This window comes from Marinomonas sp. ef1 (assembly GCF_002806845.1).
GTDB lineage: Bacteria > Pseudomonadota > Gammaproteobacteria > Pseudomonadales > Marinomonadaceae > Marinomonas > Marinomonas polaris.
In genome coordinates this window covers 308594-319937 of record NZ_NHTT01000005.1, presented here as the reverse complement: position 1 = coordinate 319937, position 11344 = coordinate 308594, and the positions used below count along the sequence as shown (strand labels likewise).

Sequence of the window (11344 nt, the reverse complement as noted above, 5' to 3'; positions counted from 1 at the left end):
TTTTGTGTTCTTTAAGACCTTGGTTTTCTGCTTATTTTTGACCACGTCGCGTAACCAACTAACATCTAACTTTTCTTTACCAACATCAATGCCAATAAAAGCCTTCATCTCTATCTACTCCCCTTGTACATGCAGCATCACCCTTACCTGGGGTGCTAGGATACCATTCAGTTTAATGGAGGTTAGGAAATCAGGGCTCAATCTACAAAACAGCATTTTTGTGCTAAGGTCGCGCACGAGCTCACCGATTTCCCGATGCGATAAGTGCTAGCTAAACACTCATCAAGAAGAGATACAAGGTCGTGCTTTAGCACGTCAAGGTTTTTGGTTTGGTGTGATCCGGCTTTTGACGGCCTGAAGGCTGACCTACATGTTTTTTTGTCTGATCTACAAGCAATTTGCTGGTTTGGGAAGGCCAGCAATCTTTGCTGCTAACTTAGGCGGGCTGCCGGGGAATAGTGTCATTAGATAAATGCTTCGTCCTTTTTCTGCGCCTAGTTTTTTTGATACCGCTTTTACCAGTGGTCGCATGGCAGGAGATACTTCAAACTCTTCATAGAAGTCGCGCAACAAATGAATAATTTCCCAATGAGCATCGCTTAGTTCAACGTCAACATCTTGCGCCAGTTGATTGGCAAGCTCTGGTGTCCAGTCTTGTAGATTGAGCAAGTAACCTTCTTCGTCTAGAACTACTGTATTGTTTGTCATATTGATTACCAACTAATGTTCGCTTCGGCAGTAAAGGTTAAATCGACCCATTCTTCTTCTGAGAGAGCGGTGCCTAATTGTGGTGATAAGCCATAAGCCGTTGCATCGCTTTGTAGATAGTAGATTTCGGCGTGTTTTTCTTCGGCCAGCGTTTGCATTGTGTTGGCGTGCTGAATCAGTCTTAAAAAGCCTTCTTCAATCAGCAATATTTGGTCGCCAGCCTGCACGCTATTTTGCCAAGTTGTTTCTAACGTTGCTGGGTAATCGAGTTGATTTATTTGGTGAAGTCGCATAATTAAAACCGGAAAACCTGTTGGTATTGTGAGAACAATGTTTGCCATTCGGCACCATCAAGAGACTGAACACCTTGCCACGTTGGATTGTCTTCAATCCATGTATTAGCTTTTTCTATATAGATGTTTTCAATATCATAAAATTCTAGCCCAGCTAGCAGCTTATGTAGGTTTTTACCTTGCTCTGCTGTTGGATCTTGATTATCCGTCAAAATCGCGAGAGCGGCGCCAGACAGACACAAATCGACAGGCTGTTCAAAGGTGGCCAGAACCAGAGCAAGATCTAAGCCTTCTTTGCAAGCTAAGCTGGAATAAGGGCTGGAGTTTAGGTGAATTAATGTGTGTTTCATAAGGTTACCTAAACTGAATGATTTTATTCGTGGTATTCATTAAATCAACGAGTGTGCCCAAGCCTTCTAGCTGGAAGTGCTCTGCAAGAGTGTGTTGCTCTAACTCATAACGACGGCTTTCACTTTCGTTAATGATGCCGCGTCTTACCGCAGCAGCAATGCACAAATACAAAGGGACTTTGTGTTGTTCTGCTATTTCTTGCCAAGCTTTGGTTAGGTTGATTTCATCTCTTGGTGGCTGTGCTGTCTGGTTGCCAATAAGCACGGCGTCTTCATAAAAAAATACGCCTTTTATACTGTCAGGGTATTTATTTAGAGCTGCATGGATAAAGCGAAGCGCTGTGTGGCAAGCCTTGCTTTGATATGGGGAACCAGTGATGAGCAGAGTGTATTGCATCAAAAATGACCTTGGTATGAGATGCAGTAAATTTTACACATAAAAAAGGCCGCAGTCAGCGGCCTTTTCGTATTGGTGTGACGGATTATTAATCGCGAGCCATACCAAGAAGGGACAATACGCTTAGGAACATGTTATATATGGAAACATACAGAGTCACTGTTGCAACTATGTAGTTGGTTTCACCGCCACGTACGATTTGGCTTGTTTGCAACAAAATAACCGCCGCAGAGAAAAGCGCAAAACCAGCAGAGATGAAAATTTGTAGCGCAGGCATTTTAATGAAAATACCAGCAATCACCGCGAACAATAAAACAAAGAAACCAACAGTGATGAATCCGTTAAGGAAGCTGAAGTCTTTCTTCGAAATAAGTGCATAAGCAGATAAGCCTAGGAAGGATAGGCCTGTGATGCCTAATGCACTCATGATCAAGCTGCCGCCGCCAGGCATATTCATGTACATGCTTAATATAGGCCCAAGGGTAATGCCCATAAATCCAGTTAACGCAAACACACAAAGAAGACCCGCAGAGCTGTTCTTAAATTTGTGTGTTAGGAAAAGCAAACCATAAAAGCCTACTAGAGTAATAATTAGGCCAGGATGGGGTAAGTTGAAAGCCATGCTCATGCCCGCAGTGAAGGCGCTGAACAATAGGGTAAGCGACAACAGTCCGTAAGTATTGCGGAGCGTTTTGTTTGCCGCTTGTGACGAATGTGTCGAAAGGGCTTCTGTGTAACGCATGAGATTACTCCTTTAGGGTTTAAGACTATCAATAGACTTAATATGCGGCTGAAAGTTCCAAACTTCAAGCTTGATTGTTTATCTAAAGTATAAATACAGAAAAACACCGCAGAATCGCGGTGTTTTTTCAAAATAATGAAGGAAGAGTTAAGTGGTTTTAGGTAACTAGTGGGTCGTCACAGGTTTGTGATGCGCACTGGATTGTTTGGTTTTATATTTGTCTATTTGCTTGGCTAACTTGTCAACCATGTCATCAATCGCGTGAAATAATCTATCTTCAGAGGAGGCCGCGGCAAATATTTCTTTGCCTGGAATATGTACGATCGCTTCCGCTTTTTGACTTTTGTTGTCCTTAAGTAAAGTGACATTTACCGAGGTTATTTGGTCTGTAAGCTTCGAAATTTTGCTGAGTTTTTCATTGATATGATCTTTTATGGCTGGGGTTACATCGATATGGTGACCAGAAATTTTGGTAGTGTGCATACTACTTTCCTCCTGAATGATGTTTTTGGAACTGGCAATGCCAAACACTCTCTATTAATTTGTCTTTTATAAATCTATCGTTACCCTGTTGTTCTGTATTAGAGAGAGTTGAATAAAAAGCATTGCCGCAACTTGAGCATAGGAGTGTTTTTGAGTGCTGTCAAAATTGCTTAGCAGTTGTTTTGTTAGTGAATAAAATCCTTCTATTGCTAAAGTCTAATGGTCAATGAAAATGGCAAGCGTCATTCTGTATCGATAGCAAGGTTACTTTAAGGTTCTCGTGCTAATAGGAACGGCTTTTGATAGACTGTGGTGCTAAATATGCGAAGCGAGATTTATGTTGGATAACGACTATTCATTACCGATATCATTTTCAATGGCAGCCCAGATCGGGTTAGAAGAAACCGTATTATTGACCTTTTTGAAGCAGCAGGCTTATCTTATTGGCTCCAATGCTTTACGAGTTGAAATGAGTCGACTTAGTGTTCAGCTACCATTTTGGACTGTGCCTATGTTGATGCGATTGTTGGCGAACTTACAAATTAGCCAACTATTGAGCTTTCAGCGGCAAGAAGAAATACTCGAGATTCATTTAGTGTCATCCCAAAAAGCGGCACAAACCATTAAACCAGCTGCTGAAGCGTCTGCTAAAGACGATTCCTTGATGAGCAAAATGGATCGGTTGCACAAAGCGTCTCGGGAGAAAACTGAGGAATTTACGCCGCAGCCTAAAAGCTATCCTGCGAAGCAGCCCGTTCGACAATACCAAGCGCCATCTCCGCCAGTGGTGAATGACCGTCGAGGCATCACTGATTTTGACTTGTATTTGGAGCAAAAAGAGCGTGCTCGACAACCTGATCAGTGGCAACCTGAAGAAGCGACGTTAGAGCAAATTGGCCAAGCTGGCATCGCCCGTGATTTTGCCTTGTCTTTGCAAACTGAGTTTTTGCTGAGAATTAAAGAGCAGCGAAAAAATGTCAGAACTTGGAACAGCGAATTTTTTAAATACGTAAAACGTCAGTGGCAATACAAACAATCGGATAGGTCTTCATATGAAGGAACCTCAGGCAGTACAAAATTTACTAAAACCTCTAGAGAGCAGGTTAGCGACGCCCTCAACAACATCCACGACACAGACTGGTGAGTATGGCTCTGGCAATCCAGGGTACAATAATTCAGGGTACAATAACTCAGGATATGCTAATGCTGGTAATGCTAGTCGTGAATCGGGTCCGACAGAGGCTGAGCAGCAAACACGTATTTTGGTTAATATGTTGTTCGCGCGTTTTAAAGCCATTTATACCCATAAATTTGCCTCGGCTTACAGTACAACGGATGAAGTTAAGCTAGCCAAGCGTGAATGGGCGATTGCATTGAAAGGTTTCCAAGAGCCGTTGTTGGCATACGCAGTAGAGCGTACAAAAGAAGAGCATACATGGCCGCCAACTATTGCAGACTTTTTGAAACTAATTAATACCGCTTATAAAGCTTATGGTTTGCCTGATCCGCGTGCAGCATATCTTGAAGCTTGTACTTGTCGAACGGATCCTTTGCAATATAAATGGAGTCATAATGCGGTATTCTTTGCTGGGTCTCAGGCTGGTTGGTACAAATTAAAGTCTGAAGAAGAGCGAGTGACCTGGCCTTTATTTGAGCAAAGTTATTTAAAAATCGTCGATCGAGTGATTGCTGGTGAACGCTTAGTGATTCCAAAAGTGATTATGATCGAAGATAAGCAAACACTAAGCGTGAAAGATTTATCTAGTAAAATTGCTAGTGACTTATCGGTTGATGAAGAACAGATCGCGCCTTTACTTTATTACACCCAAAAAACACACGGGTCTGGCGTGCGAGCTCGTTATCGCGAAATTAGTCAAAAAAAGCTCTTAGAAATGGGATATAAAGAAAAGCTGCCTGAATAACGGTGCGCTTTTTCTATTTGTTATATAACATAATTTTTTATTAGCAGGATGCTATAGGCGATTTCATGCTAGGTAAGGCAGAAATCGACACGAGGCGTAGGAAAGTTTTGGTGAGGTTGTTATGTTAAAAGTATTGATTGTTGACGACCATGACGTGGTTAGCCAAGGTATTAGTCGTGTATTACAGGATGTAAAAGGTGTTGAGGTAGTAGGTGTTGTGCATAGCGGTGAAGAGGCCATTATTCAGTCCAAGATATTATTGCCTGATATCATTTTGATGGACGTGCATATGCCGGGAATTGGCGGTTTAGGTGCAACGAAAGAAATAAAGCGGATTTTGCCGAAAACCAAGATCATTGCTTTGTCTGCGCTTGATGATAATTTATACCCAGTGAAGTTATTAGAAGCGGGTGCATCCGGTTATCTTACTAAAGGCACCAATACGTCAGAGCTATTAGAAGCTATTCAAATGGTGTCTAAAGGCGAGCATTATATTTCTAAAAGCATTGCTCAGAAAATGGCGCTGTCTAAGTTTTCTATCGATGGACAAGGTTCGCCATTGGGGCAATTATCAGACAGAGAATTGCAAGTGGCTCAAATGATCGTGGATTGCAAAAAATCCAACGAAATTGCAGAGCACCTATGTGTGAGTCCTAAAACCGTGAGTACTTACCGTACTCGTATTTTTACAAAATTGAACATTGAAAGCGATGTCGAGCTGATTCACTTAGCGGTACGTTACAATGTGCTTGGTATGGGCTAGGCGAAAAACGAGGTTTGTTTGAGCCATTCAGAATTTGATCCGAAGCATTTTGTCAGCAACTTAACCACACGTCCGGGCGTTTATCGCATGTACGACGTGAAAGGTGAGTTACTTTATGTTGGAAAAGCAAAAAATCTAAAAAATCGTGTCGCGAGCTATTTCCGTGTGACCGGATTAACGACTAAAACCATGGCCTTGGTTAGTCGTATTCACACCATTGAAATTGCTGTTACTAAAAGCGAAACGGAAGCTTTACTTCTCGAACAAACGCTTATTAAACAACATCGTCCACCGTACAATATTTTGCTACGGGACGATAAATCTTATCCTTATATTTTATTATCGAATCACCCTCATCCAGCTTTGCTGTTTCGTCGCGGTGATAAAACCGATAAAGGTACCTTGTTCGGTCCCTTTCCAAGTGGCAACGCTGTAAAAGAAAGTTTGAATACCATGCAAAAGGTCTTCAAGGTGCGCCAGTGCGAAGACAGTACGTACTCGAATCGATCTCGGCCTTGTTTGCAATATCAAATTAAGCGTTGTTCTGGGCCTTGTGTGAACTTGATTAGTGATGAAGAGTACGAGCTAGATGTTCGTCACGCACGCATGTTTTTACAAGGCAAAGATCAAGAGCTCACAGCTGAAATTACCACGCAAATGAGCGCTGCTGCTGCGGATATGGAATTTGAACGAGCCGCCGAGTTACGCGATCAAATCATTCAGCTCAAGCACATCCAAGAGCAACAGCATGTTTATGGGCAAACGGGCGAAGCAGATGTTATTGCCTCTATTATTCAGCCTGGTGGTTTGTGTGTTCATGTGATGATGGTGCGCAAAGGCAAAGTTGTTGGCAGCAAAAGCTACTACCCAAAAATGCCCATCGAAATCACAGAAGGCGAATTATTATCGTCTTTTATCGCTCAATTTTATCTTGGTGGTATTCAAGAGTTACCTAAGACGCTTATCATTAGTCACGAGCTAGAAGATGGTGATGCGCTGGTGGAAGGTATTTTCGAAACCACCCAGAAAAAAATTGAAGTCCTGAGCAATGTAAGAGGTCAGCGTGCGCGTTGGCTTGAGCTGGCGAAACTCAACGCAGAACAAGGCTTACAGGCGCGATTATCGGATAAGCGTAATCATTTTAGCCGTATAACCGCATTGCAAAAGTTGTTAGGCTTCTCTGAACCTCCAATGCACATGGAATGTTTTGATATTAGTCATTCTAGTGGCGAAGCAACTGTAGCGTCTTGTGTGGTGTTTGGGCCTGACGGACCGGATAAAAAGCGCTATCGCTCCTTTAACATCGAAGGTGTTGAACCGGGTGATGATTACGGTGCCATGAAGCAAGCACTCACTCGACGCTATAAACGCGTCAAAAGTGGTGAGCTAGAAGCGCCAGATGTGTTGCTTATTGATGGTGGTAAAGGTCAGTTAACTCAAGCTGAAACTGTATTAAAAGAATTGGGATTGGTGAATATCTTCTTATTGGGGGTCGCAAAAGGCGATACTCGTAAGCCGGGTCTTGAAACCTTATATATCGGCTCCAAAGAAGATGAAGTTGTGTTGCCTCCAGATTCGGCTGCATTGCACTTGATTCAACATATTCGCGATGAAGCACACAGATTTGCGATAAAGACTCACCGTCGTAGACGAGACAAGAAACGTCGGCACTCGGTATTGGAAGATATTCCAGGTATCGGGCCAAATCGACGTAAAGAGTTGCTGACGGCCTTTGGTGGATACCAAGAGCTACTCTCAGCGAGCCAGGAAGATATTTCAAAGGTGAAAGGGATTAGCGCCAAAAAAGCGGAAGAAATTTATCTCTACCTTCATAAAAGTTAAGTTTGGCTGAGTGTTGGTGCATTTAGCGTAATAATTAGGAATAAGATGAACATACCAAATATATTAACTTCCGTACGGATCTTTATGATCCCTATTTTGGTGGTTATTTACTACTTGCCGTGGGAAGGGCGCTATTACACCTGCGCGATTATTTTTGCCTTGGCTGCCATTACTGATTGGTTAGATGGTTATTTGGCAAGAAAGCTTAACCAAACGACTCCGTTTGGGGCTTTTTTTGACCCAGTAGCTGACAAGCTTATGGTTTCGATTGCCTTAGTCTTGTTAGTGGCTAGCTACTCTAATCCATTGCTAACGTTAGCTAGCGCCGTCATTGTCGGCCGTGAGATCGTTATTTCAGCATTACGTGAATGGATGGCAGAAATGGGCAAGCGCGCCAGCGTGGCCGTTTCCTATATTGGCAAACTGAAAACCACCATGCAGATGTTGGCTATTTTCATCTTGCTAGGAAGTCGACCAGATACCATGGCTGCCCATGTGGGAGAGATGGTACTCATTGCAGCAGCCTTGTTAACCCTTTGGTCTATGTATATTTACTTAAAAGCGGCTTGGCCTGAGCTAAAGTCCAAAGAGTCGAACAAAAACTAATCAGATTTAAAAAAAGTGCCTAAGTTAGTTATTTATTTGGATTTTTCCCTTGACGTGAAAGCTCAAATACATAGAATAGGCACCGTCTTTTGAGACGCGGGAATAGCTCAGTGGTAGAGCACAACCTTGCCAAGGTTGGGGTCGCGAGTTCGAGCCTCGTTTCCCGCTCCAATCAAAAGATGTATCTGATAGAAGGCCGGATGGCAGAGTGGTCATGCAGCGGACTGCAACTCCGTGAACGCCGGTTCGATTCCGACTCCGGCCTCCAAAATCAGATATGCCCGGGTGGTGAAATTGGTAGACACACAAGACTTAAAATCTTGCGCTTTAACGAGCGTACCGGTTCGATTCCGGTCCCGGGCACCATTTATGGTGCCTTTTTTTATGCCTGCACTTTCTTATCTTGCTCAATCCCTTTAAATATCTACTCTCCAGCATTTTCTTAGTGTTGCTTCAAATTGTAAGCTTTTCCGCTTATATGCTATCTTTTCTGAAATTTTTCACACACTTTAACAATACGAATTGGAGTTTCACATTGGTAAAAGCTTACAAGCATGGAGGTGGATTGCGGGCGCAAGCTCGGGTTAACGGGAAAAGAAAAAGCAAAGCTGGTTTCTCCACTAAGCGGGATGTCATGGCATGGGCTGTAAATGAAGAGCGTCTAACAAAAGAAAGTGCTTTTCCAAAGGCTTCGTGCCGTTCTTCTCATCTGATTTTGCCTAACTTAGAGAAAATCAGCCTAAGGGTTTTGTGCTGTGAATATTGCGTACCAAATATAAGCGATAGTTCAGGACTGCTTGGATGACTAAGAAAGTAGTATCTATTAGTGACTATAAGCAGCCTTTTATTGAAACTAGGACTCCTTGGAATGATTTTCCTCCTGTATTTTCTTTCGCTACGCTTAAATCTGCATCAAACCATCCAAATTATGAAGCATCAAAAAATGGTTTAGATGTCAGTGCAGCTATTCCATTGGTGGATGATGTAATAAGCAGTGTGGCTTTTGAAAGATTTTTAGAATGGATAGGAGGATCAAGGGATTTTGAGGTGGTGCCAGTTTATGCAGTAGAAGAAGGAGGGGTTAATCAAATTCCGTTGGCTTTGGCTCATACTATCTCATCAAGGATTGGGGTCGAGCTTTGTGTTGATATCATCCAGTCTAGTAGAGCGTTTAGAACGAATAAAGCGGCTTTTTATCGCTTAGTAAATTTTCCCGAGTTTTATGGGGATGTAGTACCGAATAAAAAATATTTAATTGTTGATGATACGCTTACTATGGGAGGTACTATTGCTTCGCTAAGGGGTTTTATAGAAAATAATGGCGGTATAGTGATAGGCGCTGTTGTCTTGACCTGCTTCCAAGAACAAACTAGTATTAATGTCAGTATGAAAATGTACAGTGCTTTACTAGATAAGCACGGGGAGAGATTAGATGAATGGTGGAAATCCTTCGTTGGGTTTGGTTTGGACAAACTCACTCAAGGTGAAGCAGGACATCTTAAAAAAGCGCCAGACATTGAGTCAATCAGAGAAAGAATCGCTGAAAGCCAGTCTGAAACGTAATGCTTCTTTGATGTCACGCCAAACTTTGGCAAATTAAAGAAAAATTAACCGCCCTCTAGGCGGTTTTTTGTGCCTGCCGTTTGGTTCGACTAGCGTATGAGATGTAAAATATATTGGCTTTTAATTTTAAAAAATTTAATGTAATGCTTTTCAGTTATTTATGGTAACAAAGGATATATAAACAACTTAATATACCCTTTCCTGAACTGAACCTAGGCATTGTGTCACTGCTCCTCAATACCAGTGACTTTCCTGCCAATCAATACGTCTCATTTTCCGAGTGAACGGAAACGGAGGTTGAGCCATCAAAGGCGGTGTCGATGTTGAAGGTGATCGGGCGGCAGCAGACTTGACAATCTTCTATGTATTCTTGGCTTTCATCTAGCACTTCGATTACGACTTCGATGCTTTCGCCGCAGTAAGGGCATGAAATGTCTGTTTCTAGTAGTTCGCTCATTTACACCTCTCATCTCACTTTAAGCGTTTCAAAATTACCTATAATTTAATCATAGGTGATAATTAGTCTGCTAGCTTGCGGGTTGATCCTCTTATTTGTATACCTTTTGCCTGAAAATCCACACTTTTATCGATCTGCTTTCACGCTCTTTGTGCAACACTGTTATGATTTGAGCTTCTAAGGTGAGGTGCTGTCATGATCAATTCTATTAAATATTTATCCGTTTTAGCGTTGCCTGCTTTGTTGTTTGGTTGTTCGTCTGGGTCGCATGTTGTGACTGGGCAGCAAATGCCTGAACTTGAAGTGGAGCAAGTGACGATATTTGAAGAGGCGCCAGCCTTTGATTATAAAGTGATTGGCACAGTGAGAGCATCTAGTGACAATGGTTTCACGGAAGATTCTAGAAAAGAGAAGGCCACTAAAGAGTTAAAAGAACAGGCGGCTAAAATAGGCGCGAATGGGGTGATTTTAGATGAAGTCACGCAGCTGTCTTTTAGACGTTTAGGAACCGGCGTTGGTATTAGTGCTGGTAGCGGTGGCGGGATAGGAACGTCTATTGGTTCGAGCTTCTCGTTCCCGACAACAGAAGCGAAAGGAACGGCTATTTTTTATGAGACTGACTCGGTGAAATAAGTCTCTTGTTTAAAAGTGTTGTTATAATTTTTTAAATGCTTGAGATAGTATTTTGTTGTTACTCTCAGTCTATATAAACAGATACACTTGCTCTTAGTGAACAGAGCAAATTGATTGAGAGAAAGTTATGTCAGAGTTTGAAGAAAAGGCAAAAGGTCGTCTTACGACTAGGACGGTTGCTATGCCGGGAGATACTAATCCAGCAGGCGATATTTTTGGTGGTTGGGTTGTATCGCAAATGGACATCGCGGCTGGTATATGTGCGGGTCAGCGTGCTCAATCTCGTGTGGTGACGGTTGCTTTGGATGGTATGAGTTTTATTCGACCAGTAAAAGTCGGTGATATTTTAGGTGTTTATACTAGGGTTGAGTCGGTTGGCCGTACTTCAATGAATATTCTAGTGGAAGCCTGGGTTCGTCGTGGCCGTATTGGTCAGCGCGAAAAAGTAACAGAAGGTATGTTTAAGTTTGTTGCGATTGATGAATCAGGATCATCGACGCCAATACCTAAAGAAGAAGATTTACCAGATTATGTATTGCATGGTTTTGACGATCATTGATCGTCGTCCCATTGCTCGACTTGCCT

The 11344-nt window shown here is 42.4% G+C and carries 15 protein-coding genes and 3 tRNA genes; 11 read left to right on the top strand and 7 right to left on the bottom strand.

What is annotated here, in order from left to right; all coding sequences use genetic code 11:
• Nucleotides 1–387 precede the first annotated feature (387 nt).
• The 6 genes from CCS02_RS09465 to hpf form a co-directional block, all read right to left on the bottom strand.
• The gene (locus CCS02_RS09465) at nucleotides 388–708 is read right to left on the bottom strand and encodes a TusE/DsrC/DsvC family sulfur relay protein (protein ID WP_100187059.1); all 321 of its coding nucleotides are present in this window, start codon (nucleotides 706–708) and stop codon (nucleotides 388–390) included.
• Nucleotides 709–713: 5 nt separating this feature from the next.
• A complete protein-coding gene (locus tag CCS02_RS09460; protein WP_072840971.1) occupies nucleotides 714–1001 on the bottom strand; it encodes a DsrH/TusB family sulfur metabolism protein in 288 nt (95 codons plus the stop codon).
• A 2-nt stretch (nucleotides 1002–1003) separates the two neighbouring features.
• Complete coding sequence (locus tag CCS02_RS09455) at nucleotides 1004–1351, bottom strand: DsrE family protein (RefSeq protein ID WP_100187058.1); 348 nt, start codon at nucleotides 1349–1351, stop codon at nucleotides 1004–1006.
• A 4-nt stretch (nucleotides 1352–1355) separates the two neighbouring features.
• Complete coding sequence (gene tusD / locus CCS02_RS09450; RefSeq protein WP_100187057.1) at nucleotides 1356–1748, bottom strand: sulfurtransferase complex subunit TusD; 393 nt, start codon at nucleotides 1746–1748, stop codon at nucleotides 1356–1358.
• An 88-nt stretch (nucleotides 1749–1836) separates the two neighbouring features.
• Complete coding sequence (locus CCS02_RS09445) at nucleotides 1837–2490, bottom strand: Bax inhibitor-1/YccA family protein (protein ID WP_100187056.1); 654 nt, start codon at nucleotides 2488–2490, stop codon at nucleotides 1837–1839.
• Between the two features lie 165 nt (nucleotides 2491–2655).
• Nucleotides 2656–2973, bottom strand: a complete 318-nt coding sequence (gene hpf, locus CCS02_RS09440; RefSeq protein ID WP_100187055.1) for a ribosome hibernation-promoting factor, HPF/YfiA family — start codon at nucleotides 2971–2973, stop codon at nucleotides 2656–2658.
• Between the two features lie 337 nt (nucleotides 2974–3310).
• Here hpf and CCS02_RS09435 point away from each other — a divergent pair, with 337 nt between their 5' ends.
• The 9 genes from CCS02_RS09435 (at nucleotide 3311) to CCS02_RS09390 (ending at nucleotide 9669) form a co-directional block, all read left to right on the top strand.
• A complete protein-coding gene (locus tag CCS02_RS09435; protein ID WP_100187054.1) occupies nucleotides 3311–4117 on the top strand; it encodes a DnaT-like ssDNA-binding domain-containing protein in 807 nt (268 codons plus the stop codon).
• Nucleotides 4026–4895: a replication protein P gene (locus CCS02_RS09430; RefSeq protein WP_232617106.1), complete on the top strand. Its 870-nt coding sequence runs from the start codon at nucleotides 4026–4028 to the stop codon at nucleotides 4893–4895. Before CCS02_RS09435 ends, CCS02_RS09430 begins: the two co-directional genes overlap by 92 nt.
• Nucleotides 4896–5016: 121 nt before the next feature.
• Nucleotides 5017–5658, top strand: coding sequence for a response regulator (locus CCS02_RS09425; RefSeq protein WP_100187052.1), 642 nt, complete (start codon nucleotides 5017–5019; stop codon nucleotides 5656–5658).
• A gap of 18 nt (nucleotides 5659–5676) precedes the next feature.
• Nucleotides 5677–7500, top strand: coding sequence for an excinuclease ABC subunit UvrC (gene uvrC / locus CCS02_RS09420; RefSeq protein WP_100636401.1), 1824 nt, complete (start codon nucleotides 5677–5679; stop codon nucleotides 7498–7500).
• Nucleotides 7501–7545: 45 nt separating this feature from the next.
• Nucleotides 7546–8106, top strand: coding sequence for a CDP-diacylglycerol--glycerol-3-phosphate 3-phosphatidyltransferase (pgsA, locus tag CCS02_RS09415; protein WP_012070917.1), 561 nt, complete (start codon nucleotides 7546–7548; stop codon nucleotides 8104–8106).
• 96 nt (nucleotides 8107–8202) lie between these two features.
• Nucleotides 8203–8277 (top strand) — tRNA-Gly (locus CCS02_RS09410).
• Nucleotides 8278–8300: 23 nt separating this feature from the next.
• Nucleotides 8301–8374 (top strand) — tRNA-Cys (locus CCS02_RS09405).
• Nucleotides 8375–8385: 11 nt separating this feature from the next.
• A tRNA-Leu gene (locus CCS02_RS09400) sits at nucleotides 8386–8472 on the top strand.
• 435 nt (nucleotides 8473–8907) lie between these two features.
• A complete protein-coding gene (locus CCS02_RS09390; RefSeq protein ID WP_100636399.1) occupies nucleotides 8908–9669 on the top strand; it encodes a phosphoribosyltransferase in 762 nt (253 codons plus the stop codon).
• A 259-nt stretch (nucleotides 9670–9928) separates the two neighbouring features.
• Here the strand turns inward: CCS02_RS09390 and CCS02_RS09385 are convergent, their stop codons facing one another.
• Nucleotides 9929–10126 carry a CPXCG motif-containing cysteine-rich protein gene (locus tag CCS02_RS09385; protein WP_072841189.1) on the bottom strand — a complete coding sequence of 66 codons (198 nt, stop codon included), beginning with the start codon at nucleotides 10124–10126 and terminating at the stop codon, nucleotides 9929–9931.
• A gap of 195 nt (nucleotides 10127–10321) precedes the next feature.
• Between CCS02_RS09385 and CCS02_RS09380 the strand changes: the two genes are divergently transcribed.
• Nucleotides 10322–10759: a hypothetical protein gene (locus CCS02_RS09380; protein ID WP_100636398.1), complete on the top strand. Its 438-nt coding sequence runs from the start codon at nucleotides 10322–10324 to the stop codon at nucleotides 10757–10759.
• A gap of 127 nt (nucleotides 10760–10886) precedes the next feature.
• Nucleotides 10887–11318, top strand: a complete 432-nt coding sequence (locus tag CCS02_RS09375; RefSeq protein WP_072841191.1) for an acyl-CoA thioesterase — start codon at nucleotides 10887–10889, stop codon at nucleotides 11316–11318.
• Nucleotides 11319–11344: the final 26 nt, after the last annotated feature.

Excerpts from the sequence above, each read along its gene's own strand:
- CCS02_RS09465 (WP_100187059.1), bottom strand. The coding sequence starts at position 708 with ATGACAAACAATACAGTAGTTCTAGACGAAGAAGGTTACTTGCTCAAT.
- CCS02_RS09460 (WP_072840971.1), bottom strand. The coding sequence starts at position 1,001 with ATGCGACTTCACCAAATAAATCAACTCGATTACCCAGCAACGTTAGAA.
- CCS02_RS09455 (WP_100187058.1), bottom strand. The coding sequence starts at position 1,351 with ATGAAACACACATTAATTCACCTAAACTCCAGCCCTTATTCCAGCTTA.
- tusD (WP_100187057.1), bottom strand. The coding sequence starts at position 1,748 with ATGCAATACACTCTGCTCATCACTGGTTCCCCATATCAAAGCAAGGCT.
- CCS02_RS09445 (WP_100187056.1), bottom strand. The coding sequence starts at position 2,490 with ATGCGTTACACAGAAGCCCTTTCGACACATTCGTCACAAGCGGCAAAC.
- hpf (WP_100187055.1), bottom strand. The coding sequence starts at position 2,973 with ATGCACACTACCAAAATTTCTGGTCACCATATCGATGTAACCCCAGCC.
- CCS02_RS09435 (WP_100187054.1), top strand. The coding sequence starts at position 3,311 with ATGTTGGATAACGACTATTCATTACCGATATCATTTTCAATGGCAGCC.
- CCS02_RS09430 (WP_232617106.1), top strand. The coding sequence starts at position 4,026 with ATGAAGGAACCTCAGGCAGTACAAAATTTACTAAAACCTCTAGAGAGC.
- CCS02_RS09425 (WP_100187052.1), top strand. The coding sequence starts at position 5,017 with ATGTTAAAAGTATTGATTGTTGACGACCATGACGTGGTTAGCCAAGGT.
- pgsA (WP_012070917.1), top strand. The coding sequence starts at position 7,546 with ATGAACATACCAAATATATTAACTTCCGTACGGATCTTTATGATCCCT.
- CCS02_RS09390 (WP_100636399.1), top strand. The coding sequence starts at position 8,908 with ATGACTAAGAAAGTAGTATCTATTAGTGACTATAAGCAGCCTTTTATT.
- CCS02_RS09385 (WP_072841189.1), bottom strand. The coding sequence starts at position 10,126 with ATGAGCGAACTACTAGAAACAGACATTTCATGCCCTTACTGCGGCGAA.
- CCS02_RS09380 (WP_100636398.1), top strand. The coding sequence starts at position 10,322 with ATGATCAATTCTATTAAATATTTATCCGTTTTAGCGTTGCCTGCTTTG.
- CCS02_RS09375 (WP_072841191.1), top strand. The coding sequence starts at position 10,887 with ATGTCAGAGTTTGAAGAAAAGGCAAAAGGTCGTCTTACGACTAGGACG.